24 protein-coding genes are annotated in these 24,927 nt (G+C 33.5%); 7 read left to right on the top strand and 17 right to left on the bottom strand.

Translation table 11 applies throughout. The features are described 5' to 3' along the window. Positions 1-54: 54 nt before the first annotated feature. From H7F21_RS10150 to smpB, 3 genes are all read right to left on the bottom strand, one after another. Positions 55-576 (bottom strand): hypothetical protein, encoded by a 522-nt coding sequence (locus H7F21_RS10150; protein WP_185789153.1) that lies wholly within the window; start codon positions 574-576, stop codon positions 55-57. 88 nt (positions 577-664) lie between these two features. Beyond that, a complete protein-coding gene (locus H7F21_RS10145; RefSeq protein WP_185789152.1) occupies positions 665-3,124 on the bottom strand; it encodes a DUF5686 and carboxypeptidase regulatory-like domain-containing protein in 2,460 nt (819 codons plus the stop codon). 141 nt (positions 3,125-3,265) lie between these two features. Further along, the gene (gene smpB, locus H7F21_RS10140; protein ID WP_185789151.1) at positions 3,266-3,724 is read right to left on the bottom strand and encodes an SsrA-binding protein SmpB; all 459 of its coding nucleotides are present in this window, start codon (positions 3,722-3,724) and stop codon (positions 3,266-3,268) included. A gap of 212 nt (positions 3,725-3,936) precedes the next feature. On the opposite strand from smpB, the gene H7F21_RS10135 reads away from it, so the two are divergent. Further along, on the top strand, positions 3,937-4,692 hold the full coding sequence (locus tag H7F21_RS10135) for a DUF6503 family protein (protein ID WP_185789150.1): 756 nt from the start codon (positions 3,937-3,939) through the stop codon (positions 4,690-4,692). 56 nt (positions 4,693-4,748) lie between these two features. Here the strand turns inward: H7F21_RS10135 and H7F21_RS10130 are convergent, their stop codons facing one another. From H7F21_RS10130 to clpB, 12 genes are all read right to left on the bottom strand, one after another. Next, positions 4,749-5,522: an SDR family oxidoreductase gene (locus H7F21_RS10130; RefSeq protein ID WP_185789149.1), complete on the bottom strand. Its 774-nt coding sequence runs from the start codon at positions 5,520-5,522 to the stop codon at positions 4,749-4,751. A gap of 36 nt (positions 5,523-5,558) precedes the next feature. After that, on the bottom strand, positions 5,559-6,848 hold the full coding sequence (locus tag H7F21_RS10125; protein WP_221892461.1) for an ATP-binding protein: 1,290 nt from the start codon (positions 6,846-6,848) through the stop codon (positions 5,559-5,561). 40 nt (positions 6,849-6,888) lie between these two features. Continuing rightward, positions 6,889-8,127, bottom strand: coding sequence for a glycosyltransferase family 2 protein (locus H7F21_RS10120; protein WP_185789148.1), 1,239 nt, complete (start codon positions 8,125-8,127; stop codon positions 6,889-6,891). Positions 8,128-8,136: 9 nt separating this feature from the next. Then, positions 8,137-8,955, bottom strand: a complete 819-nt coding sequence (locus H7F21_RS10115) for an SMP-30/gluconolactonase/LRE family protein (RefSeq protein ID WP_185789147.1) — start codon at positions 8,953-8,955, stop codon at positions 8,137-8,139. 10 nt (positions 8,956-8,965) lie between these two features. After that, a complete protein-coding gene (locus H7F21_RS10110) occupies positions 8,966-9,712 on the bottom strand; it encodes an SDR family NAD(P)-dependent oxidoreductase (protein ID WP_185789146.1) in 747 nt (248 codons plus the stop codon). Positions 9,713-9,909: 197 nt separating this feature from the next. Next, positions 9,910-10,803, bottom strand: coding sequence for a histidine phosphatase family protein (locus tag H7F21_RS10105; protein ID WP_185789145.1), 894 nt, complete (start codon positions 10,801-10,803; stop codon positions 9,910-9,912). 76 nt (positions 10,804-10,879) lie between these two features. After that, complete coding sequence (deoD, locus tag H7F21_RS10100) at positions 10,880-11,578, bottom strand: purine-nucleoside phosphorylase (protein ID WP_185789144.1); 699 nt, start codon at positions 11,576-11,578, stop codon at positions 10,880-10,882. 28 nt (positions 11,579-11,606) lie between these two features. Beyond that, on the bottom strand, positions 11,607-12,269 hold the full coding sequence (deoC, locus tag H7F21_RS10095) for a deoxyribose-phosphate aldolase (protein ID WP_185789143.1): 663 nt from the start codon (positions 12,267-12,269) through the stop codon (positions 11,607-11,609). Positions 12,270-12,507: 238 nt separating this feature from the next. Continuing rightward, on the bottom strand, positions 12,508-12,996 hold the full coding sequence (locus tag H7F21_RS10090; protein WP_185789142.1) for an acyl-CoA thioesterase: 489 nt from the start codon (positions 12,994-12,996) through the stop codon (positions 12,508-12,510). Positions 12,997-13,048: 52 nt separating this feature from the next. Next, a complete protein-coding gene (locus H7F21_RS10085) occupies positions 13,049-13,645 on the bottom strand; it encodes a TetR/AcrR family transcriptional regulator (protein WP_185789141.1) in 597 nt (198 codons plus the stop codon). A gap of 78 nt (positions 13,646-13,723) precedes the next feature. After that, entirely contained in the window at positions 13,724-14,587 is an 864-nt protein-coding gene (locus H7F21_RS10080; protein ID WP_185789140.1) for a TraB/GumN family protein, read from the bottom strand. Between the two features lie 165 nt (positions 14,588-14,752). Then, positions 14,753-17,359: an ATP-dependent chaperone ClpB gene (gene clpB / locus H7F21_RS10075; protein WP_185789139.1), complete on the bottom strand. Its 2,607-nt coding sequence runs from the start codon at positions 17,357-17,359 to the stop codon at positions 14,753-14,755. A gap of 90 nt (positions 17,360-17,449) precedes the next feature. On the opposite strand from clpB, the gene H7F21_RS10070 reads away from it, so the two are divergent. The 6 genes from H7F21_RS10070 to H7F21_RS10045 all read left to right on the top strand — a co-directional run bounded on the left by H7F21_RS10070 (position 17,450) and on the right by H7F21_RS10045 (position 22,826). Continuing rightward, a complete protein-coding gene (locus tag H7F21_RS10070; protein ID WP_185789138.1) occupies positions 17,450-17,974 on the top strand; it encodes a methyltransferase family protein in 525 nt (174 codons plus the stop codon). A gap of 216 nt (positions 17,975-18,190) precedes the next feature. Then, on the top strand, positions 18,191-18,568 hold the full coding sequence (gene ytxJ, locus H7F21_RS10065) for a bacillithiol system redox-active protein YtxJ (RefSeq protein ID WP_185789137.1): 378 nt from the start codon (positions 18,191-18,193) through the stop codon (positions 18,566-18,568). Between the two features lie 336 nt (positions 18,569-18,904). Continuing rightward, entirely contained in the window at positions 18,905-19,453 is a 549-nt protein-coding gene (locus H7F21_RS10060) for an RNA polymerase sigma factor (RefSeq protein WP_185789136.1), read from the top strand. Beyond that, the gene (locus tag H7F21_RS10055) at positions 19,443-20,231 is read left to right on the top strand and encodes a zf-HC2 domain-containing protein (protein WP_185789135.1); all 789 of its coding nucleotides are present in this window, start codon (positions 19,443-19,445) and stop codon (positions 20,229-20,231) included. Before H7F21_RS10060 ends, H7F21_RS10055 begins: the two co-directional genes overlap by 11 nt. Positions 20,232-20,235: 4 nt before the next feature. Continuing rightward, positions 20,236-20,997, top strand: a complete 762-nt coding sequence (locus H7F21_RS10050; protein ID WP_185789134.1) for a DUF4097 family beta strand repeat-containing protein — start codon at positions 20,236-20,238, stop codon at positions 20,995-20,997. Positions 20,998-21,089: 92 nt separating this feature from the next. After that, positions 21,090-22,826: a serine hydrolase domain-containing protein gene (locus tag H7F21_RS10045; RefSeq protein ID WP_185789133.1), complete on the top strand. Its 1,737-nt coding sequence runs from the start codon at positions 21,090-21,092 to the stop codon at positions 22,824-22,826. A 207-nt stretch (positions 22,827-23,033) separates the two neighbouring features. Here H7F21_RS10045 and H7F21_RS10040 read toward each other — a convergent pair whose 3' ends face one another. Then, complete coding sequence (locus H7F21_RS10040; protein ID WP_185789132.1) at positions 23,034-24,023, bottom strand: NAD-dependent epimerase/dehydratase family protein; 990 nt, start codon at positions 24,021-24,023, stop codon at positions 23,034-23,036. Then, on the bottom strand, positions 24,023-24,829 hold the full coding sequence (locus H7F21_RS10035) for a class I SAM-dependent methyltransferase (protein ID WP_185789131.1): 807 nt from the start codon (positions 24,827-24,829) through the stop codon (positions 24,023-24,025). Before H7F21_RS10035 ends, H7F21_RS10040 begins: the two co-directional genes overlap by 1 nt. Positions 24,830-24,927: the final 98 nt, after the last annotated feature.

Genomic DNA, 24,927 nt, shown 5'->3' with positions numbered 1-24,927 from the left:
CAAGACTATTAACAATTCAAAATTATTCAATCCAACCAAAATGGCAGTCAAATACTAATTCTTCGGTAGATAATTTTCAGGAATTGGGCTATCTTCAGATTCTTGCATCCAATAAATGTTAATAACCCACCAACGCTGACCATCATTCATTAATTGAATACTATTGATACCCCGCATAAAAGGCTCTGTATCACTTTTACTTTTAAAAGATTCGTAAGTACTAAATACCTGGGTAATATTGCCAAAGGTTTGCGTCTCTCTGTTGATTTCTACTTCGTGAAAGCCATTTTCGAATAACCATTTTCCAGAGGATTTGATATAGTCATCAGGTGTCATATAACGTGCAACGTGTTTTCCATCTTTGTTTTTACCGGTAGGAATTAACTTGGCATCTTTATGAAATAGATATTTAAACAATGCCCAATCACGTTCTACACCTGCATCACCAGAAATGACAGCATATAAGGTCTCTATTGTGCTGTCTAAAGAGATGACGTATTTTGAATAGTCTTTGGTTTCTTCTTGGGCATTTAAGCTAAGTGATACAAGAAAAAATAGTATGACAACTTTTTTCATAATGTCTTAATCTAATATTCTAATGGATTCCTGCCAACACTTCGACATGCTCAGTGTGACACACTGGAATGATAAACCATAAAGTTAATTAAAAGAACTTTAGCCCAAACAAAATGGCATCACTTTGAAATCCGCTTTGGTAAGATCTCACATAATCTACACGCAAGAAACGCCATTTTCCCCAACCAATATTATCAATACCAACTGTATATTCTTGATAGGGCTTAAAATCTGGTGTTGCTAATAAATGAGCACCAACTACTAAATTAAAGTTCAACTTATTTAATAGTGGCACCTTACCCAGTAAGAAGCCATTAAAGTCATGCTCAGTATGTGCTTCTAAATAGGCATCATTGGTGCTACCTGCATAATATGGTAAATTATTAAATACGTTAGTATAGTTACCTTGTGTGCTTACATGTGTTTGATTACCATTAAAGTGTTGGTAATCCATAAAAGCAATATCGTCTGCATTAAAGAACTTTCCTGCTCTAAGATTGTATCTAAAACGGCCTTTGTCTGCAATATTAAAGGATTGATATAGTCTTGCTTTGACCTGATCGAAATTATAATCACTATTTGTAGCACTAAAGCCTTTCTCGTAACTCAAAACTAGGGTAGGATAAGCGTCACTGCCAATATTGAATTTACTATCGGGATAGCTTAAGTACTTTTGGCCAAAGTTGATTTGAGCTGTTACATTGGCTTTTACAATATTATGAGTCTCAAATGGTGCAACACCATAGGCCGTTTCATCTAATGGATTGTTACTTGTATAAATGTCACTATCTTCATTGGTAAATACTTGGTCAGTGGTATTAAATAATGCGTTTCGGCGTTCATAGCTCAAATTTGAGTACAACCTAAAGCCATTGAACAACTCTTCAGAATAGTTAAGCTGTATAAAACTTCTATCATAAAGTTTCATGTAATTGTCTTCAAAGAATAAGGTGCTTACGGAATTGATGAACGGTGTAATGGGATTTGAAGGATTAAATTGCTCAGTACTCACGCCACCCGAAAGTGTTAAAAACCGTCTGCTTGTATTGTTGAATTTGTAGGTTAGGGAACCTGTTGCTCTCAAACGATCGTCTGAAAAACCATATTGTAAGCTTGCATTGGCCCTAAAAAATCGTTTAAAGTCATCATAATTTTTGGTAAAGAAAACATTAGCTCTTGCAGTGTATCCTTGAACAGTGTTAAACTGAATTCCTCCAATTGGAATATCAAAGCCCAAGCGAATGTCTTTATGGGAATTTTGATAGGTATAACCTAAAACATCACCTAACTTAAACGTATTGTTTTTGCGATCTATGGAATCTAAATAAGGCTTAGATTCCTTAACCAGTTGGATACTGTCTTTTTTAACGTAGTCTGTTTTTTCTTCAAGGGTTAGAGGCACAGGTCTTATGGTACTCCAAAACAAAGAATCTTTCTTGTTAGCTTCATTTTCAAAGGCTACTACTTCTGGGCCAAAGTCTTTTTTTGTCAATGGAATATTAAATTCATAATTGCTATACACTGCTGTAAAACGACCATCGCCCTTAAAGCCCAAAAAACCATAACTAAAATCAAGACTTTGTGAGATTATGGCCCAAAGTTTGTTTGCTTCAGAATATGAGAATGTTTGTTTTATGGATAAAATATCTGCTGCCGGAATACGTGCTTGAATGCCTGTTATGTCTAACTCTACGGCATAAATAGCCCATTGATCTTCAATGATATAAATACTACCAGAAAACACGGGGTCATTGTCACGCTTTGGTATGACATTAACCTTATTAATGAGGTTACCACGATCATCAAAAAATACACCTTCTAGCTTATAACGATAATAGCTAAAGGCATTATTTGCAATAGGTGAGACAATTTCATTACCAAATTCAATAGTATTGTTATAAAAATTGTAGTCAACATCACTGGCATTATTAAAGCTAAATCCATTACTGTCGCCACTGACTTTTGAGGCTGTAATTTTCTCTTTTAGCTTATTTGGACTAAGAAATTGTAATTTAGAAATCGTTTCAGAAAGATATATGATGCCAGTTCTTGTAGAGTCCAAACCATCAATTTCTATCTCTTGGCCCATAAATTTTTCGGGAGCATCTTTTATTCTAATTAAACCACGAGAATAGAAGTCGGCTTTGTAAGAGTTTATTTTTTCAAGATTATCTTTTCGCTTTGCTATGGCTTGTCTTATAATAGCATTTGCAGGATTCTTCTCGGCATCTAAAACGACTTCGCCAAGCGTAACGGATTCTTCTTCTAGCTGCACATCTATTTTATAAGGGAAGGTATCAATAGTAACCGTTTTCTTTACGGTTTTGTAACCCAAAAAAGTATAAACTATGGTGTAAGCTTTTGGTTCGGAAATATTTAGCTCATAATAACCGTCGTCGTTACTTGTAGTGCCTTTGTACGTGTTTTCGACTAGGATATTAACGAATGGAAGCGCTTCTCCTTGAGCATCGGTAATGGTACCTACAACTTGTGCAGAAATTATAGAACTAAGTGCAAGACATAAAAAAACGAGTAATTTTCTGTTCATTTGTTTTTGATTGATGGTTGATAATCGGACACAAATATTGTGTCTCTATTTACATAGACGCTAAAAATTAATAAATGGTTGCCTATGCGATTTCAAACATAGATGAAAAAAGTACTAGTGAAAGTTATAGCAATCTTAAAGTTATCGGAAACTTTTCTTAATACGGTCTAGGCTGCGCTTGTTGTCACGATCCTTAATCGTCTCGCGCTTGTCATAGAGTTTTTTTCCTTTTGCCAGAGCAATATCCAGCTTTGCCAAGCCTTTATCATTTATAAATAGGCGTATAGGAATAATGGCGTTGCCTTTTATATTGACCTCCTTTTCGAGTTTTTTAAGTTCACGCTTATTAAGTAAGAGTTTACGCTCCGCTTTTGGCCTATGATTGTAGTAGTTGCCAAAGGCATACTCTTGAATGGTCATATTAATAGCAAAGAGCTCGCCACGTTCATTGAATTCACAAAAACTTTCGGCAATAGAAGCTTTTCCGGATCTGATAGATTTTATTTCAGTTCCTGTAAGTACAATTCCAGCCGTATATTTATCTAATATCTCGTACTGAAATTTTGCCTTTTTGTTAAGTATGTTAACCGTTTTTTGCATGGATGCTAAAAGTACATGAAATTTTTTATTTGACAGTTTTTAAGAACCAAATGATAAAATTTATGGACTGACAAAGTGGTTCCTGAAGTGAAACTAAATTTTATATATTTTTTCACAAAATTTAGTTCTACAGAAGAAAGGTAATCCTTAAAGTTAGAAAGCATTGTAATCAAACCCTTAATTTTACGACTGTATGGCTTTAATAATTTATCATGAAACGAATTTTTATTTTACTTTTGGTCATTTCTGTTTATAGTTGCAAGAAAAAAGCAAAGTTAGAGCTATTAGCTGCAGATGATGTTATAAGTAAATCCATAGAGTTTTCTGGTGGTGAAAGTTTCAATCATTCTACTATCCAATTTGATTTTAGAAATATGAATTATGCTGCAAAGCGTAATCAAGGTAGGTTTGTGTTTTCTAGAACCTTTGAGAAAGAAAGTGAAAGTATCACAGATTTTATTGATAATTCTGGATTCAAGAGAATGATAAATGGAGAGTTTGTTAAAGTTGAAGATTCTATGGCAGTAAAATATAAGGCTTCAGTCAATTCAGTGCACTATTTTTCTGTTTTACCATTTGGTTTAAACGATAAGGCTGTAAATAAAGCACTATTAGAAGAAGAGCAAATCAAGGATAAGAATTATTTCAAAATTAAAATCACATTTGATAAGGAAGGTGGAGGGGAGGACTACGAAGATGTTTTTATATATTGGATTGATAAACAGGAATTTAAAGTTGTTTACTTGGCATATTCATATAGCGAAGAAGATGGTATAGGTATGCGCTTTAGAGAGGCTTATAATGAGCGCTATATTAATGGATTGCGTTTTGTGGATTATAATAATTATAAAGCCAAAGACGCTACAATAACACTTTCAGATTTGGCGAGGGCATTTAAGAATGAAAGGTTAAAATTATTATCTAAAATTGAACTTGACAATATAACTGTAGATCTGATTGAAAAATAAAAAAGACAAAATTATCACCTAATATTTTAGTGATAATTTTGTCTCATAGAACTTATTTATCTTCCTAAATAGCCACCATCAACAGGGATGATTGTGCCTGTTACATAGTCACTTGCAGGCGAAGCCAAGAACACTGTTAAACCTTTTAAATCTTCACCTGTTCCCCAGCGCTTCATGGGTACTCTCATAAACACTTCATCAGTTCTTTTTTTATCGTTGATTAATGCCGTATTTAACTGAGTGTCCATATATCCAGGAGCAATAGCATTGACGCATATACCTTTTGCTGCTAAATCGTTTGATAACGCTTTTGTAAGTTGCCCAACACCGCCTTTTGAGGCAGCATAAGCTGGAATTGTAATTCCGCCCAAGAAACTCATCAGAGAAGCTATGTTAATTATTTTACCGCCATTGTTTTCTAGCATGGTATTCGCCGCGTATTTGCAATAATAAAAAGTGGCATCTAAATTAATTGCAATTACCTTTCGCCATTCTTCTTCAGGAAAGTCTTCACTTGGATATCTTCTTTGAATACCTGCGGAATTTACTAAAATATCTAATTTTCCTCCAAGTAAATCTAATGCGGCTGCATAAGACTTTTTGACTTCATCAATTTGACTTACGTCGGCTTTAACGGGGTCGACATTTAATTTTTTTTCTTTGAAATTTTTACATATTTCAAATACTCTGTCATCAAGGTCAATTACAACAACTTGAGCACCTGCTTCTGCTAATGCCTCAACCATAGATATGCCTAAATCGCCAGCACCGCCAACTACAATAGCTTTTTTACCGTCTAAGCTAAAGGATTCTAATATGTTTTTATTCATAGGTATTTAAGTTATAGAGTTTTAATAAAAAAAGTTTTATTTTTTGAAATTATAGTCATCAATATTCCATGGTTTTAACCATTCTATTATCATATCATTTCCATTTGAGTCATTAACACTTAAACTGCTTTTGATATCATCTATTGTTTGATTACATTCTAAGATAGAATCAGATACTGTATATATTCTATAAAGAACTTGTCTTTCTGTTCCTACCATTTCTGGAGCGACGGTATCTCCTTCTTTAAATCTTTCAACAATGTACTTTACATTTTTGTGTGTCTTAATCTTATCGAAGCCTTCAATATTATCTATTTTACCGTCTTTTAGTAATACCCAAATAGAACATGCTATCTTACCGCCTAAATAGTAATCATTTTGTTCTGAAAAATTTGATTCACCAAACACACCAGTGAGTGCGAATTTGAGTAACATTTTTCTATGGTCGAAACCGTTTGTATTTACTAAATGAATGTGAGGTGCTTCGCCTTGAAGCCTGAAACCTGGGTCATAACTATAGAATTTGCCATTCTCTACAAAGAATTGAACGTTAATTATACCACTTTTTACATTTGTTGCTTTAAATAATTCACATAATTTAGGGTGAACATCTCTAACAAAGACTTCTGTATATTTAGAAGGATATACAGTTCCTAATGCAATAGGGCTAGAATTTCCTTGTAATCTGGTTAATAGTCTATCATACGTTGCTGATAAGTAGGGTACGCCGTCTTTAAACGTATAATATACCGCCATATCGTCACAATTAGAATCCATATATTTTTCAACAAGTACAATCCCTTTTTTTGAGAATTTTAATGCAGTTTTTACCGTTTCGTTATAATCTTCTTCATCTCGGCAAATTTTCATACCAACACCACCACCACTATCAACAGGCTTAACCATTAAAGGTAGATCAACATTTTTTGGTTTGGTTATTGGCTCACCTTTCTTAAGGTAAATACCTGGGATGTCTTGTACGCCATGCTCTGCACAATAACGTTTATATCCATCTTTACTACAAAATGCGTCAATAGTTTCTTTGGTTGCATAACAAGGTAAGCCAAGTCTTTCGCAAATTTCTTTGTATGGTTTTACTAGAATATCCGCAACACCTACAAGAACAGCGTCAACATTATTATCTTTGGCAACTTTGACAATGCCATCAATGTCAAAACCATCTATATCATAGGTTTCTGCAGCAAACTTTTTAGCAGGAGCATTTGGATTAGGGTCAATGACGATTGTGTGTAGGCCCATATTATTGGCAACTTCAACTAATACACCAGTTTCAGGATTACCGCCAAGTATAATTATTTTCTTCATTATGATTTTTTTTAAGTAGTTAGAACTTAGTCTAAGGAATTTAATTCGTTTTTTTTGTGAAAATGAAATTTTGATCAAAACCTAAATCTTCGATCAGATTTTGGATTTTGGTGATATCCGTATCAATTTTTACAATCTTAGAACTATCAATTCCCATTAACTCCAATTCTTCTTTCAAAGATTTATGAGTGGAGGGATTAATAGTTGCAATGATAAGATAATCAAACTCATTATTGGAAATGCTACTAATTGGATTTACTGTATTTTCTCCAATTTTTAAATCGTGAAAGTCTACATCTATCCATTTTATGATCTTAAAATAATCTGTTTTTAAATTTGTGGACAGAATATGTTGTCCAAATGACCCTGAACTATAAACTACTACTTTAGAGTCCTTGGTTGTCTTTAAAAATGGATTAAACCAGGAGTCTTTTTGTTGGTTATAGGTGAGTCCTCCAGACCTAACTAAAATCTGTGAATATAAATAATAGGTAATTTGTTTATCTAAATTGTATTTGTCTAAAACCGGGCTAAGTTTTGTTTTTAGGAAATTCATTAAAAGTCCTAATCTGTAATATTCAGTTTTTGGATCTTCAACGGATTTTACAATTGAGTCATGTCTTTGTCTATAATAATACAATGGTATTTTGCTAATTACTAACTGTTTTGAAATGGCCAAATATGAATAGGTAATTGCAGCATCTTCACCCATGACAACATCGTTGGATATATCATAAAGCACTTTAATCAAAAGTTCTTTTTTAAAGAGTTTATTCCAAACATAGGTGGACATACCGTGCTCACAAAATTCTCCATTGTATATAGCATTAGGTAGAATTTCGGATTTTATACGCTCTTCGTTATAGAATCCAGGATTATTTGGTTTTATAGTCTCTATTTTTCCATCAAATTCTCTGAAATGACCAGTAACAGCTAGGTCTGCATCATTGGCCACAGCAAGTTTATATAGGGTGTCTAGATAAAAATGGTCGACCCAATCATCACCATCAACATATGCAATATGCGTTCCTAAAGCGGCATCTAATCCTGCTTTTCTTGCAGACAATAGGCCACCATTTGGTTTATGGATTACCTTAACCCTTTGGTCTAATTTTGCATAATCATCACATATTTTTGGACAGTTGTCTGGACTACCATCGTCAACTAATATCAATTCAAAGTCTTTAAATGATTGTTGTAAGAGACTCTCAATACACTTTGGTAAGTAATCTTCTATTCGATAAATAGGAACGATGACACTAATTTTAATAGGGTTCATGGTTATATCTTAATTTATTTTTATGTGAAATAATCCGCTTCCATTTTGGTAATTTGATGAGCTTTCATCTTTGGCTGTTGTCACATAAAGATTAGATTCATTGTCAAGACAACAAGACGTGACATTAGTAAAAGGAATGGTTATTTCGTTTACTTTTTTTCCGATTAATGGGTTCCATTGAGACACACATGCGCCGCCCCATTCTGCAATCCACAACATACCATTTTTATCAATGCACATGCCATCTGGGCTGCCACTGTTCTTGAACTCTATAACATAATCAATAAATTCAGCATCACCAGTGCCTATATCGTAGCTGTATTTAGCAACTTTCTTGGTTGGTGTATCTATAAAATAAAGTGTTTGGTTGTCTGATGAAAATGCCAATCCGTTAGAAATCGTTGTATTTTTTATAATTATTTTAAATTCATTCTTATGATAAGAATATACATTGCCAATACCTGTTTTTACCATTGGATAACCCATGGTGCCAATAATGTATCTTCCTGCCGTATCCTCTATACCATCATTGTATCGCACCATTGGATCTATATCAATTTGAAATTTAAACGTTAACGTTAAGGTTTTAAAATCTACTTCATAAAATCCATTTTTTGAAGCTACTAATACAATTTTATTCGAGACAAGATAGATATTACTGGTTGGAGAATCTAGTTTAACACTTAGAATTTCTTTTGTTTTTGGATTATAACAAAATACGAGGCCATCGAGGATTGAAACAAAATATAGAAGTTCATTTTCTTTGTCGAATATTGGCCCTTCAAAAAGATCTGAGGATTGAGAAAAGTATATTAAGTTAGAAGTCATGTTAAGCACTCTAGATATATTCTCCACCAGTTACTCTCATAATTGATCCCGTTGTCATGGCCGAATCATCTGATATAAAATACATGACCGCTGGCACAGGATCATATGGATTTAGCATACGTCCCATTGGAATGATATTTCCTGCATCATTTTTCAATGCTTCTTCACTAATCCCTTCTTGAGCACGTAGTTGCAATTCCCCTTCTGTATTGGTCCAGCCCATGACTAAATAATTTGATCTAATACCATATTTAGCATAATGGTGCGCAATGTGATTAGAGAGCGTATATAGCGTGCCTTTGGTTAAAGCATAAGCTGTTCTATCTTCTTGACCATAATCCATATGCGCAGAACCAAAAAAGACAATAGATCCTGTTTTAAATTTCATCATAGACTTTAAAACATGCTTTAATAAAAAATAAGGAGCCTTTAAGTTTACATTAAAAACTTTGTCATAAGTGTCTTCTGTAGTATCAATAATGGAGGATACAGGAGTAATACCCGCATAAAGAATTAGAGCATCTATTTTTTTAAATTTTTGAATAGCCTGATTAAAGTAATCTTCTATACCATCAATGCTATTAAGGTCAATTTTATGAAAGTATAATTTGTCCTTGGAATTTGAGGATTCAATAATGTCGTTGGCAAGTTTAGCATCCCGACCGCAAAAAGCAACATTATATCCCTTTTCTAGACAAGCCCTAAGGATCTCTTTACCAACACCTTTAGTGCCACCTAATAACATAACTGTCTTCATAAAATTTAGGCTAATATGGTTAAGTTTACTGAGCCAAATCTAATTATTTAATTTTAGATTTATGTTTTTTATCGGCGTATTGGTGCTAAAACCCTATAAACGTAAATAACTACTTTTTTTATCGATAAAGTTGAATGATATACAACAATAATCAATATGATTTTTATCCTTAAATCAAGAAAATATTCTTTTTTGACCTAATCAATTTTTAAAACACTCGATGTTTTTGAATCTTTCGTAATAGTAACAATATATAGATTGGCATTGTTATCGTCGGCAATCATCTCGTATTTTTTTTCGCCCAAAAGACTGTTCGTAAACATTGGTGTGGTATTACTATGACCTACAACTAGAACAGTTTTACCTTTAGTCATTTCCATAAATTCTTTAGAATTCATGTTTCTTGGGTCATAATATGTCACTTCAATATTATTTACTTTAGCTGTAGGTGCGGCCGTTTCCTTTGTTCTGTTATAGTCCGTAGAATAGACCATATCAAACTTAACATCTTTCAATATATTTGCCCAATTTTCAGCACGTTTTAATCCGTCTTCGGTTAGATGAGGATCTCTATTGGTTTTATCAGAACGGTCTTTCTCTGCATGTCTTATTAAATAGTATGTTGTCGTTTTATGAGACTTTTCAATGAATTCTTCTTCAAATGGACCTTCCCAAATGACTTGCTCAATCATCCATTTGCCATTATCTTTTGAAAGAAGTACGTAATCCAATCCCCAAAACCCAGTTACTTTGGCTGCCGCAATATGGTTACTTATCTCTAGTACCTTAACACTACGCATTTTTGTTTCTGTGCGTATCTTGCCTTTTTCTTTAGTGTTTCGTGCCATTTTAAGGGCATTATCGTATGTCAGCTGCTCATAATATTCATAGTCACCAGTGTCTTTGTTTTTCCAATAGCCAAATTTATAGAGTCTAGGTTTTAGTGCTGCCTTTAGTTTTAAAGTGTCTCCCTTATAAAAACCATCAATATAATTATTGAGTGTTATTTCTATTTGGGCTTTATCCGACGTGTCTTGTGCAAACAGTGAAAATGAAAATAAGAGTAATACTGTGGCTAGAAAATATTTCATGATGAGAATGATTGGTTAATAGTCTCAAATATAACTTAGAAAAGTGATTTTGTTTTTAAAAGAATGTTAAATACGCCTAGGCCAGTTCTAAAGCAATTTCTATCATTCCTTTAAACGTCGTCTCTCTTTCTTTGCTTGTAGTATGTTCGCCAGTAACTAATGAATCTGATATAGTGAGTATGGCTAAGGCACTAACATTGTGCTTAGCAGCCACGGTATACAAACCAGCAGCTTCCATTTCTACGCAGAGCACACCAAATTTTGACCATTTTTTATAGGATTCTATATCATCTTCATAGAATTCATCAGATGATAATACATTACCTGCCTTAATGGGAATATTTTTAGCTTTTGCTGCTTCAACGGCTTTTATAAACAATTCAAAGTCAGCGGTAGGTGCATAGTCTGCACCTCCAAAACGTAATTCATTAACGCCAGATGTAGAAGAGGCAGCCATAGCTAGGACGATATCCCTAATTTTAACATGCTTTTGATAGGAGCCAGCACTACCAACACGAATTAAATTTTTTACACCAAATTCTTTTATTAATTCATTTGCGTAAATAGATATGCTGGGGATACCCATACCAGAGCCCATGGTTGATACGCGCTTACCTTTGTAAACACCAGTGTAGCCATACATACCTCTAACCTCGTTAAAGCATATTGGGTTCTCAAAAAATGTTTCAGCTATCCATTTTGCTCTTAATGGATCTCCCGGCAATAAAATAGTTTCTGCGATGTCGCCTTTTTTAGCGCCTATGTGTACACTCATGTAGCAAAGTTACGCAAAGTGTTCCAGTTTAATAAGTAGAAAATGATGTTTGGTCATTCATCATGGCAACACCAGACGAGGCACCAATTCTATCTACGCCAACATCAATATATTTTAATGCAGTTTCTGCATCTCTAATGCCACCGGAAGCTTTAATCTTTAGTTGATCTCTAACACTTTTTTTCATGATTTTCACGGCAGTAAGTGTTGCGCCACTTTTAGAAAAGCCAGTAGAGGTCTTTACAAAATCCGCTTTGGCATCGATACAAATCTCACAAGCTTTAACAATTTCGTTTTTTGAGAGCTCACTAATTTCCAATATCACTTTGAGAGGTGTCAGCCCAATGGCACGCTTAACATCACTGATATCCTTTAGAACGGCTAAGTGGTTTTTACTTTTAAGTCTACCAATATTCATAACCATGTCAATTTCTGAAGCACCTTGCTCTATGGCTTTTTTGGCTTCAAAAATTTTGGCTTCAGTAGACATCCCTCCAAGTGGAAACCCAACAACCGTACATATTTTAACCTCGGATCTTCCAAGAGCTTGTTTAGCAATATTAACATAACTGCTGTTAACGCAAACGGAATAGAAATTGTACTTTAACGCTTCTTCACAAAGCTTTAAAATGTCTGCTTCAGTGGCAGTTGCACTTAATAAGGTGTGGTCTATATATCTGTTTAATTCCATGTATTTATAAGTAGGGTTTTGACAAAAAAACAACTACAGTAATTCCCTTATTATTTTGAGGGAATACTAGACAAGTTTAATTATGTCTTAAGTCTTGTTGGAATTAAATAGCTCTATAAAATTAATGATTAATCCGTTAAAATGAATGTTAAAAGTTAAATTTTATTGTGCATTTCGTCGAATAATTTATTTTCAAACTTATAATTGATTGAAAATGAACATTAAAGTAGTTGAAGCTTTAGTGAACTTGCTTTTTAGATTTTAAATGAAGGAGACGCTCTTCAAAAGAATTTGCGTTAACAGGATTTAAAATGCTTTTAAAGAGTGCCAACATGTCGTCGGAATGTATTTCACGCTTTTGGTTTAGTAAATTATAGTGAACAAATCCACACCAGATAATGGCTTTTAAATGACTTTTGTCTTCATTATACATGCGCATTTCAGCTCTTAAGTTGCTGTCATCAAAATAAATCAATTGCGATTCGATAACTACGGTTTCCATTAGCAAAGCTGGTCTCAAATAAGCGATCTGATTGGTGCTAGATACCCAACTTTTCCCTTCTAGTCTTGCCATTTTATAGATGTCTATATCGTAATTGGTTATAAGTTCATCTTCACGATGATTCATGAAATAATCCGTGTATTTGCCATTGTTTAAATGATTAAATGGATCACAATCCTGAAATCTAATTTTTGCTTTGCTTTCTACTACTTTAGGTAAATTCATTTTTATTTGATTTAAAATATACCAATCGGTATATTATTGGTTAAAAAAATTATTATGCTTTTAATTCGTTAGTAATCATATCCTCAATTTGATTCATGCTATCGTGCATGTAAAAATCATCATCCATAGTGTAGGTCATAAAAATAGCTCCTTGTATCATGGAGTCTAATCGTTTGGCATATTGCATAGCGTTTATTTCTGTAGAAATTTCTCCAGCTTCGATACCATCTTCAATAATTGTTGCTACTTGATCTTGAATGCGCTCTATGACTATACGTACTTTTTCTAAAAGCTCCGAGTTTTGGTTATTGGCATCTACACCAATGTTTAAAACTGGGCAACCACCATAAGTCTTGCTCAGTTTGTAATAATTTCTATAAAAATCTGCAATCAGATATAATTTTTGAATCGGAGAGTCGCTCTGGTTAAGGTGTTCTGCAATTAAGGACATCAACTTTTTTACAGTATGCTTAAAAGCGGCTATGGCCAATTCTTCCTTGTTTTTAAAGTTACCATATATGGCGCCTTTAGTGAGCCCAGTCGCTGAGGTTAAGTCACTGAGGCTTGTTGCAGCATAGCCATGTTTATTAAAAATAGGTGCTACGATTTCTAGAATATACTGTGTGGTATGTTGAGACTTTGTAAGCATACAATAACAAATGTAGTAAAAAATATACCAAACGGTATATTTTTTACTACATTTTTAAGTATCTGATGTGTTATGATGTCATTCAGTAACTGCCGTTACTGTATATCCTGCTTTTCTCAGTAGTTTGATAACACCATTTTCTCCTGCCAAATGACCTGCGCCAACACCAAAGAATGTTGGCTGTTCTTTGGCATAGTCACCAATTTTGGAAATCCAATTTTTATTTCTATTGGCGAGTAGTAGGTCTTGATATTGAGAGACCGAAATGGTATTTTCATCATTCATCATATCTAACATTTTCGTAATATTCTCCTCATCATATACTTTATACATTTTACTAAACATCTTTTTATCATGTGCCATATTATCCTTAGCACTTCTCACCAAGTCTGCCGCTTGATCAGTATATGGAATGTCATCAAAGACTTTTAATTGTTCTTCAATGGTTTCTAAGCCTTTAATCTCTTCTCCTTGTGCCTGTGCGGCATTCATGAGTTCAGTTTCAAAAGATTGCATAGGGCAATCCAATAATTGAGGATAGAGCATGGCAGTCAATAAAAATGGCTTTACATTTTCAAACAATTTGACAGGCATCCCCATATTATCCATAAATAAGGAATCAATCGCTTTATAATCTTCTTCTGAAACTAAATCCTTAAGTGTTTTTCCATCCTTCATATACATGCCTTGCATCATTTTGGTTTGCATACTCGGATCGTCCATATCTAATTCCAGGACAAGCTGAGTCGTTTCATCTAAAGCTTTTTTGACATCATCTTCTAAGGTGGCATCGCAAGTTATATGAATGGTTCCAAAAAGATAGGATGGTTTTTCTAGGCCATTGCCATCAATCTTCCATAAGGTCGAATTTTCCAATTCTTGCCCTTTTATTGAAAATATTGACAGGAATGCCATAACAAATAAAGAAATAATGCGTTTCATGGTATAAGTTTTAATGCTGAAATGTTTGTAGGCTAAATTGCGGGTTTGTTACAAAAAGGAAAGCAACACATCCAAAATCCGATAGCTTTTCGAATTCATTTCAGTGTTGCTTTAACCAACCAATCACTATAAAGACTGATTAAAGACTATATTGTTACAGTCTGTTTATAACTCTTCTACAACAAGGTCACCTTGATTTCTAAAGACCAGTTTTTCATCAAATTCATCCAATAGAATGATGCTGTCCGTTGTTACTCGCCCTGCTAAAATCTCTTTGCTCAGCTGATTCAGTACTTCTTTTTGAATCACACGTTTTACAGGTCTTGCACCATATTCTGGATTATAACCCTTATCAGCCAAATATGCTTTAGCTTCTGGAGTAGCATCAAACGTAATGCCTTGTTGTGCGATCATTTTGGTAATGCCTTTCAGTTGAAGATCTACGATATCCACAATATGCTCTTTGCTTAGAGGTGTGAACATGATAGTATCATCAATACGGTTTAAAAACTCTGGTCGTACCGTTTGTTTTAATAAACCAAGAACATCTACCTTAGCAGCTTCCATTGCCGATGGTATATCTTTTGTCGCTTGGAAACGCTCCTGAATGATATGACTTCCCATATTTGAAGTCATTATGATAATGGTGTTCTTAAAGTCTGCAATACGACCTTTGTTATCGGTTAAACGGCCTTCATCCAAAACTTGCAATAGAATGTTGAAGGTATCTGGATGTGCTTTTTCAATCTCATCCAACAATACGACCGAATAGGGCTTACGTCTTACAGCTTCTGTTAACTGACCACCTTCGTCATAACCAACATATCCTGGAGGTGCACCAACCAATCGACTCACGGCATGTCGTTCTTGATACTCACTCATATCGATTCGGGTCATGGCATTTTCATCATCGAATAGATATTCCGCTAAAGCTTTTGCCAATTCTGTTTTACCAACACCAGTTGTACCCAAGAACAAGAACGTTCCGATGGGTTTTTGTGGGTTTTGTAAACCAGCTCTAGAACGTCTTACAGCATCACTCACTGCCTCGATAGCTTCTTCTTGACCAACCACACGTCTGTGTAATTCATCTTCAAGCTTCAGTAATTTTTCACGCTCACTCTGAATCATTTTGGTGACAGGAATACCTGTCCATTTCGCCACTACATCTGCGATATCTTCATACGTGACTTCCTCTTTAATTAATGAGGTGTCTTTCTGATTTGCCAGAATAGCTTGCTGTGCTTCAAGCTTTTCAGTGGCTTCCTTAATTTTTCCATAGCGGATTTCAGCAACCTTACCATAATCCCCTTCACGCTCGGCACGTTCGGCTTCAAGTTTATAATTTTCGATGTCTTGCTTTATATTCTGAACGTTTTCAACCGTTTCCTTTTCAGATCTCCATTTAGCATTTAACTCGTTACGCTCCTCCTTAAGATTTGCCAGTTCAGCCTTTAAAGACTTTAATTTGGTTTCATCTTTCTCTCTTTTTATAGCTTCATGCTCAATTTCCAACTGCATAATCTTTCGATCCAGAACATCGAGTTCCTCTGGTTTGGAATTGATTTCCATGCGGAGTTTAGAAGCTGCTTCGTCCATAAGATCAATCGCCTTATCTGGTAAGAATCTATTGGTAATGTATCTGTTGGATAACTCTACAGCACCAATAATCGCTTCATCTTTAATACGCACCTTGTGATGTGTTTCGTACTTTTCTTTAATACCACGAAGAATGGAAATGGCGCTTTCAGTATCTGGTTCATCGACATTGACTTTTTGAAAACGTCGCTCTAAAGCCTTGTCTTGTTCAAAGTACTTTTGGTATTCATCTAGTGTTGTTGCTCCAATAGCTCTGAGCTCACCTCTTGCTAAAGCTGGCTTTAGAATGTTTGCGGCATCCATAGCGCCTTGTCCACCGCCAGCACCAACAAGGGCGTGAATTTCATCAATAAAGAGTACGATATCACCATCGCTCGTCGTCACTTCCTTAATGACGGCCTTTAATCGTTCTTCGAATTCACCTTTAAATTTGGCACCAGCAATCAATGCGCCCATATCTAAAGCAAAGATTTGCTTGTCCTTTAAATTTTCTGGGACATCACCATCGATGATTCTGTGTGCCAAACCTTCTGCAATTGCGGTTTTACCAGTACCAGGCTCACCGACCAAGATTGGATTGTTTTTGGTACGTCGTGATAAAATCTGAAGAATTCTACGAATCTCCTCATCACGTCCAATTACAGGATCCAGTTTTCCGTCACTGGCCATCTGGTTTAAGTTCTTGGCATATTTGTTTAATGAGTTATAAGTATCTTCTTGACTTTGTGATGTGACGCGATCGCCTTTACGTAATTCTTCTATGGCGGAGTTTAAACCCTTTTCAGTCACACCTTGATCCTTAAGAATTTGTGCAGTCTTACTTTTGGATTTAAAAACTGCTAAGACCAAGTGTTCAATAGACACAAAGTCATCATTCATTTTTTTAGCAATGATGGATGCTTCGTTCAGTGCTTTACTCGCTTCACGAGAGAGCATAATATCGCCTCCAGATACTTTGGAAAAGCTTTCCAACTCTTTATCCAAGATTTGTTGCAGCATGGATACATTGACATTCAGTTTTTTAAGTAAGAATGGCAATACGTTCTCATCAACATCGAAAAGGGCCTTGAAAATGTGCTCATTTTCTATTTGTTGATGACCAAAGCCTTGGGCAAGCTCCTGTGCTTGCTGTATAGCTTCTTGTGATTTGATTGTATAATTATTAAAATTCATCTTTTATGTATTAATCAATTTTTTTGTTGTGTTTGCTTATCTTTAGTCAATAATCTTACCAAGGCGAATGGGTAAGAAAAAAACGACAAAATGTCTGATTTAGTGCGCTATAGCGTGACGTTTTGTCTATTTTTAATAACAATGTTATCTCTCTATATTAAAAATCTGTTCTTTTTTATATTGCAACCAGGCCTTGTGGTGGGTTTAATTCCTTATATGCTCATAAGATACCAATTACGCAGCATTTTGAATACCGATTTCAACGTTTTAAGTTATCTTGGATTGGTTATCATGATCTCAGGTTTGGCCATTGCTTTATATTGCGTATATCGCTTTATTGTAGATGGCAGAGGAACGCTTTCGCCAGCGCATAGAACCAAGACGTTGGTGGTTAAAGGTTTGTACAAGTATTCTAGAAACCCAATGTATGTTGGGATGCTGTTGGTATTGATAGGTGAAGTTATATTTACTGGTTCAATGCGACTTTTAGTATATACGATTTTGGTTGGTGTGGCTTTTCATCTTTTTGTAATTTTTGTGGAAGAGCCGAGACTAACTAGAGACTTTAAGGCTGATTATTTAGAGTATATGAATACTGTGAATCGTTGGTTTTGATGATGAATCGTTGTCACATCGAGGGATTTTTTGAAAAAATAGCAATAAGATTCTGATTGGTTCTTGATACAATTTGGTTTTTGCTGTGGCTAAAACCAAACCACTCAAACTGACAAAGAAATATAAATTAGGTTCTCGACAGCTCTGCTAAGCTTGTCGAAGTGCATTCCGACTTGTGTCGGAACACTCGAACTGACATAAAAAGAAATATAAGATATGTTTAAAAAATTATTCGGGTCGTCTGAACCCAAAGAAGAAAAATTACTGCCATGGATTGCGCTTAATACTGTTGCGCAACTCAATGACATTGAAGAAAAATCTAAAACCAAGACCCAGCTTATTTTTAAGCACTCTACACGCTGTGGTATTAGCCGCATGGTCATGAACCAGTTTGTGGCTGACTATGATGTGGATCTTAATGCCGATTTATACTATCTGGACTTGCTAAGCTATAGAGAGGTGTCCAATGAAACAGGATATAAATTCCAAGTACTGCACGAATCTCCGCAATTATTGGTTATTAAAAATGGGGTAGTGGTAGCACATGTGTCTCATGGTGGGATTAATGATATGGATTTAACCAGATTTCTTTAAAAACATTGGTGTATTTACGAATAGACCTGTAAGTTTTAAAAATTTAACTTCGCTGACCTGAATTGAACTTGTTTCAGTATCGTTTAATGTTGGTCATTAAAACTAACTCTTATCATTAAAGTTGTAGTTGTTACTTGCAAAAAATAACTCTCCATCTAATTTTTATTTTACGATTCATACTTCTAGATTAAAATTAAGATAGAAAACTATATTCTATTCATATTATTTTGAGTGTAACTGTTGTGATAATATTTAGTCTTTAATTAAAAATCACTTTTCATGTAACCTTTTTGTTTTTTTCAGTATTACATATATAAGCGATTAAAAATTGCACAATTGGAAAACTTAACTGACGAAGAATTAATGGAATTCGTTGTAGGAGGAAATCTAGACATGATGCGCTATTTATTTCTACGCTATCATATTAAGATTTATAATTTCTGTTTCCAAATGACTAGAGATAAACATCTTAGTAAAGATATAACTCAAGAAGTCTTTTATAAAGTATTAAAACATAGGGAAACTTATAAACAAAGCAAATTTTCTTCTTGGCTCTATGCCATAGCTAGAAACCTTTGTAAGGATCATTACAAAATTCTAAATAAGACGCAACGACTAAATGACAACGATTTAAAAGATAGTTATAAAATAAATAATACTAGGTCGGAGTCTTTGGGTAGCATTAGGCAATTAAATTTTGCACTAGATCAGTTAAGCGATAGTGATAGAGAACTGATTGTAATGGGAAAATATCAAGGCTTAAAATATCACGAAATAGCCGAAATAACTAACTCTACTTTAGGTGCGGTTAAAACTAAAATGCACAGAGCTATGCAGAAATTAAAGGATTCTTATTTTCTAAAGACAAAACACCATGAATTGTAAAGAAATTAAATATCTTATTACTTATTATCAGGATAATAATTTAGATTATGTAAGTAAAACATTAGTTGAAGAACATATTAAGAGTTGCTCAAGTTGTACTCAAATACACCAAGAATTTATTTATCTCATTGATACTATAAATCAGATTCAAGAAGAACTTCCTGATAATGATTTGGAATTAGCTTTTAACGATATGTTGGCTAAAGAAAAAGAGGTTTTAAAAATTTCTAAATCTAGAGTGTTAAAACCAAAAAATAAACTGCTTAAGTCAATACTAAAAGTTGCTGCAGCGCTATTATTGATGATCTCTAGTTACTTGTTTGGTAGTTACAAAAGGAATACATCTCAAATAAATGAAATAGCTATTTTAAGGCAAGAAAAAACAAAAATGCTAACCATAGCCACGTTGTCTCTTATGGAAAATGAATCAGCCAGTAAACGCATTCAGGCTGTTAAATACTCCCAAGAATTAGAAAATCCAGATGATGAGATTTTAAATGCTTTAATTAATGAAATGCTCTATGATAAATTGGTTAATGTCCGCCTGGCCGCTGCGAGAGCATTAGAAAGATTTTCAGAAAATAACATGGTTAAAAATGCTTATATACAAGCCTTAAGAACTGAAGAAAATACGAGTATGCAAATAGAGCTAATTGAAATATTAGCTTATATAAAGGAAATGCGCGCTATTCCAAAAATGAAAGAGTTACTTAATGATGAGAATACACCTATTTTCATTAAAGATCAACTCAAATCTGAATTAAAAAATTTAATATAAACAGATGAAATTAAAAAAACCAATAGCACTAATTACAATTATATTTTTAATTTTTGATGGCTTTTCACAAGATTATGTGCATTCTACAAAAGATATTGATAAAGTTGAGATTATAGCTAATACCAGGATAATCTTAAAGACACATAATAATCCCAGTCTACTAATTTCTGACTCAGAAAATAAGCATATCAAGAAAGGTGCTTTGGGCTTAAAACCCACCTTTGGAAAAGACAATACAGACTTTAATGTGTTTGTGGAACAAAACAATAGTACACTTAGAGTTGAGAGTTTTCAACCAAGAATAGCTGACCCTCTAGTGATTTATCTACCAGAAACAATAAAGATTTCTGTAGAGAGTCGTATTAATAATGATATTAATATTTCTGATTTTAAAAACGAAGTTGAAGCAAAGACCAATAGAGGTGATATTAAAATTATAAACGTAAAGGGCCCTGTAATTGTAGAAAACGCTAGAGGTAATACGTTTATAGTATTTGAAGAGGTGAGTCAAAATTCTCCAATATCGATCATAAATTCTCATGGCGATATAGATATAACAATACCAGAAAATACAAAAGCGGATATTGAAGTATCAGTTCCAAGAGGAGAATTATATACAGATCTTGAATTAATCTCTGTTGAAAATAGTGAAGAAGAGGAAGATAAAATGAGATCTACTAGAACCATTAAAAGCAAACTGAATGATGGCGGTGTTAGTATAATGATAGTAGCTTCGTTAGGTAATATTTATCTAAGAAAAGAATAATCTAGCAATCATTTTTAATCAACAATATTCATAAAGAATACTCTAGTATTCTCAGGATTGTATATTCAAATTTCAAACCAAAAAAATATATCATGAACCCATTTTTTAGCATCAATTTTCCATTCATAATTAGATTTTACTTTAGTTTTTCTAAAGGCTTTAATACTGTTATTACTAGAATAGTATTCTTATTTATAATACCTTTTCAATACACCTACGCTCAAAATATTAATGAAGTGGATGCACTTTTTGAAAAATATAACAATAGTGATACACCTGGTATAGCAGTTTCAGTAATTAAAGATAATGAGGTGGTCTATCAAAAAGGGTTTGGGATGGCAAATTTAGAATATGGAATTCCTATTTCGACTAAAACTAAATTTCATGTAGCGTCACTATCAAAGCAATTTACAGCCTTTATGACCCTAAAACTCGAAGATGAGGGTTTATTGTCTATTTATGATGATGTAAGAACCTATATTCCTGAGTTACCTGATTATGGTAAGAAAATAACAATCAATCATTTACTAACACATTCTAGTGGAATAAGAGATCAATGGAGACTACTAGAAATGGCTGGTTGGCGATTGGATGATGTCATTAAAACCGAACAAATTTTTAGATTAATCATAAATCAAAAAGAATTGAATTTTTCACCTGGAGAAAGCTTTAGTTACTCTAATTCTGGGTATACTTTATTAGCCATTATTATTGAAAGGCTAACTAAAATGTCACTTGCTACTTACGCAAAACACTCCATATTTGAACCGTTACAAATGAATGATAGTTTTTTTTACGATGACCATGAAGAAATGGTTACAAACAGGGCTTACTCCTATAAAACAGAAAGTGGACGGCTTAAAAAAAGTAATTTAAACTTCGCAACTGTAGGTCCAACAAGTTTATTTACGACAATTGAAGACATGAATAAATGGGCGCTAAATTTTAAAAACCTGACCATTGGTAATGAACGTATTTTCAAGTCCATGAATGAGAAAGCACAAAAGAATGATGGGGCGGTTTCAAGCTATGCTAAGGGTCAATTCATAGCGAGTCATTATGGGTATGAGAATATATATCACTCAGGATCTGATGCAGGATATCGCTCCTATTTTGTAAGATTTCCGAGTCTTGGGTATCAATTTATTCTTTTTGCCAATGCATCCTATGTTAATTCATCTAAAGAAACATTTCAACTTGTCAATTACTACCTTAAGGACAAGAAACCTAAAAATAAAACCAAAGATACTAAAGACCAAACCTTTCAGTATGACGAAGATCTTTTTATAAAGCTTTCAAATGCCAAATTGAAAAAGTTTGAAGGCACTTATTTTAATCGTGAGACTAAAAATTATACAGAAGTAAAACTTGAAAATGACACCCTCTATTTAAAAGGAAGCGTTTTATCAGAAACTCTTAAATTGTATCCGGTTGGGAACAGTAATTTTAAAGTGAAAGGCAGCAACTATGATATTTCTGTAAATTTTAGAGAAAACGATCATAAAGAGCCAGTACTTGAGATTAGAATACCTGACATTATGTGGTATTGGAATATGAAAGTTGATAAGGTTAATCCATCAAATTATTTAGGAAGTTATTATAATGATGAATTAAAGACACAATACGAATTGGTTGAAAAAGAAAATGAACTGTATTTAACGCATCAAGAATTAGATGATATAAAAATTACTCAGATTAATGAAGCGTATTTTAGTTCCGACAACAGAAACTTTTCAAATATGAGATTTAAAAGAAATGATTCAGGTAAAGCCATTCAATTTTCAGTATCCAACGATGGTGTAAAAAACATAACTTTTTCAAGACAATGATTTTTGGCAACAAACCATACACAAAACCAATAAGCGTAACTAAAAACCTCACAAAATTTTGTGAGGTTTTTCTATAGTTTACTATTAAGTCGACAAGATTTAATAATATGTTTCATTTTGAAATCTTCTCCAGAGATGTAAACCATTAGGGCATCTGAGGTAAACCTACTTGTTCTTGCCTTAGTAAATAATGTAAGATTGCAATTTCTAAAGTGAACTTTTGTTAATAAGTTCTAATTTTTGTTTTTCAGCAATACCGTATTTAGGCAGCTGCCAGTTTAATTTATCATAGTAATTAATGGTTTCTTTTAAAGACGTTCTAATAATTGTCGGTTCTATTTGAAAATCATTTAGCATCTTCTCGCCATTGAATGTGAAATAGTTGTTATCTATCCATAGCGGTAGATCTGTCCATTCTTTAATGTTATTGGCTTTTAAAAAGTTAGAACTTACACTAAATACCAAAGGATCGGTCTTCACCAGTTTAGATACTAAATCAATGATTAGAGCTATGGATAAATTAGGATACGTTATTACATTGTAAATATCGGAACGTAACCCGTCCATTTGAATTGATTTTATAATTGCTTCAACTAAGTCATTAACATAGGTGACGGAAAAGATGTTTCCACTGTTATTTGGAATGAGCAGTTGATTTTGTTTTTTTACATTATATAGCCAATAATATAATCTATCTGTTTTGTCATATTTTCCATATACTAATGCAGGTCTTAGAATGGTATACTTTAGTCCAGATTTTTTTAGTATTCTTTCACATTCTGCTTTTCGTTTGCCATATGTTGATGGTGATTCATCAATTTTTTCCGTATCACTGCAGATTAGTGTCGGTGAGTTTTCGTTACGTAAAGTTGATTGCTGCAAGTCATTATCGTAAACAGAACAAGTAGATATGAAAACGTATTGCTTTGGCTGACTTTTTAAGGCCTGAAGCGTTTTTGATAGTGTTTCTGGAAAATAACAAGATAAATCAACAATACAATCCCAATTTTCTTTAGATATACTATGGATATCCTCAGTATTACGATCGCCTATTAATTTATTGGTTTTAGGAAATAAGTCGGGATTTGTATTCGCTCTGTTAAACAGTGTCAGTTCATATGAAACGTCTTTTAATAGTTGCGTTACTAAATTTCTACCAATGAAATTTGTACCACCCAAAATCAAAGCTTTATCCATTATAGCATTAGGTTTTGCTTGATTGCTTCGACTGCATAAACTATTGGCACTTTTTTATCTAAACCTTTAATTCTATATTTTTTTGGTTCATCTTCATAAGTAAAGTTGGTAAAATCATAAGGTGAGAAATCATACTCCTTAAATACTTTTATTTGTAACCCTTTTTCTATTAGTGCCATAATTACTTCAGATAACCCATGATTCCACATGACATAGTGCTGTTCTATTTTGGCATCTTTATCGGCATAAGTACCTTCGTAAGTTTCAATAATGGCTTCATTATTAAAATAGTCGTAAGCAATGTACTTAAAATGGTCATCATACATCCAAATTACAGGATGAAACTCGGCAAATACAAATTGTCCGTTGGGTTTTAAAAAATATGATATTATATCTGCCCATTTATTGATATCTGGTAACCAACCAATGGTACCATAACTGGTAAAAACAATATCAAATTGTTCATTTAGATGTTTGGGTAAACTATAAACATCACAGTTTATAAATGTAACATCGGTTTTGGTTTGCTTATTTAATTCTAGAGCTGTATTAATTGATTCATTTGATAAATCTACTGCGGTAACTTTTGCCCCCAAACGTGCTAAAGAAATAGAATCTTGACCAAAATGACATTGCAAATGTAGAATAGATTTACCATCAATATTGCCAAGTAGTTGAAGCTCTATATCATTTAGTGATGATTTACCATTTAAAAACCCTTTTACATCATAAAAGTTTGATTCTACATGATACTTTACTTTAGTATTCCATGATGCTTTATTTATTTTAAGATAGTCTTTCTCCATTTTTAAAACTTAAAACACTATTAACCATATTATTAATCCTAGAAAAAGATAGATTATAAATAGAAGGGTTTCTAAACGGTATTTTTTAAACGGCTTCA

This window comes from Winogradskyella flava (assembly GCF_014243395.1).
In the GTDB taxonomy this organism is placed as follows: domain Bacteria; phylum Bacteroidota; class Bacteroidia; order Flavobacteriales; family Flavobacteriaceae; genus Winogradskyella; species Winogradskyella flava.
The sequence above is the reverse complement of the archived record's forward strand: the minus strand, read 5'-3'. Positions and strand labels throughout refer to the sequence as shown.

Coding starts and splice junctions, on each gene's coding strand:
- H7F21_RS10070 (WP_185789138.1), top strand. CDS start 17,450: ATGTCTGATTTAGTGCGCTATAGCGTGACGTTTTGTCTATTTTTAATA.
- H7F21_RS10105 (WP_185789145.1), bottom strand. CDS start 10,803: ATGAAATATTTTCTAGCCACAGTATTACTCTTATTTTCATTTTCACTG.
- H7F21_RS10125 (WP_221892461.1), bottom strand. CDS start 6,848: ATGAAGAAAATAATTATACTTGGCGGTAATCCTGAAACTGGTGTATTA.
- H7F21_RS10080 (WP_185789140.1), bottom strand. CDS start 14,587: ATGAAACGCATTATTTCTTTATTTGTTATGGCATTCCTGTCAATATTT.
- H7F21_RS10110 (WP_185789146.1), bottom strand. CDS start 9,712: ATGAAGACAGTTATGTTATTAGGTGGCACTAAAGGTGTTGGTAAAGAG.
- H7F21_RS10130 (WP_185789149.1), bottom strand. CDS start 5,522: ATGAATAAAAACATATTAGAATCCTTTAGCTTAGACGGTAAAAAAGCT.
- H7F21_RS10135 (WP_185789150.1), top strand. CDS start 3,937: ATGAAACGAATTTTTATTTTACTTTTGGTCATTTCTGTTTATAGTTGC.
- smpB (WP_185789151.1), bottom strand. CDS start 3,724: ATGCAAAAAACGGTTAACATACTTAACAAAAAGGCAAAATTTCAGTAC.
- H7F21_RS10040 (WP_185789132.1), bottom strand. CDS start 24,023: ATGGATAAAGCTTTGATTTTGGGTGGTACAAATTTCATTGGTAGAAAT.
- H7F21_RS10090 (WP_185789142.1), bottom strand. CDS start 12,996: ATGAATTTACCTAAAGTAGTAGAAAGCAAAGCAAAAATTAGATTTCAG.
- H7F21_RS10035 (WP_185789131.1), bottom strand. CDS start 24,829: ATGGAGAAAGACTATCTTAAAATAAATAAAGCATCATGGAATACTAAA.
- H7F21_RS10150 (WP_185789153.1), bottom strand. CDS start 576: ATGAAAAAAGTTGTCATACTATTTTTTCTTGTATCACTTAGCTTAAAT.
- H7F21_RS10055 (WP_185789135.1), top strand. CDS start 19,443: ATGAATTGTAAAGAAATTAAATATCTTATTACTTATTATCAGGATAAT.
- deoD (WP_185789144.1), bottom strand. CDS start 11,578: ATGAGTGTACACATAGGCGCTAAAAAAGGCGACATCGCAGAAACTATT.
- H7F21_RS10085 (WP_185789141.1), bottom strand. CDS start 13,645: ATGCTTACAAAGTCTCAACATACCACACAGTATATTCTAGAAATCGTA.
- ytxJ (WP_185789137.1), top strand. CDS start 18,191: ATGTTTAAAAAATTATTCGGGTCGTCTGAACCCAAAGAAGAAAAATTA.
- H7F21_RS10050 (WP_185789134.1), top strand. CDS start 20,236: ATGAAATTAAAAAAACCAATAGCACTAATTACAATTATATTTTTAATT.
- deoC (WP_185789143.1), bottom strand. CDS start 12,269: ATGGAATTAAACAGATATATAGACCACACCTTATTAAGTGCAACTGCC.
- H7F21_RS10045 (WP_185789133.1), top strand. CDS start 21,090: ATGAACCCATTTTTTAGCATCAATTTTCCATTCATAATTAGATTTTAC.
- H7F21_RS10145 (WP_185789152.1), bottom strand. CDS start 3,124: ATGAACAGAAAATTACTCGTTTTTTTATGTCTTGCACTTAGTTCTATA.
- H7F21_RS10120 (WP_185789148.1), bottom strand. CDS start 8,127: ATGAACCCTATTAAAATTAGTGTCATCGTTCCTATTTATCGAATAGAA.
- H7F21_RS10115 (WP_185789147.1), bottom strand. CDS start 8,955: ATGACTTCTAACTTAATATACTTTTCTCAATCCTCAGATCTTTTTGAA.
- clpB (WP_185789139.1), bottom strand. CDS start 17,359: ATGAATTTTAATAATTATACAATCAAATCACAAGAAGCTATACAGCAA.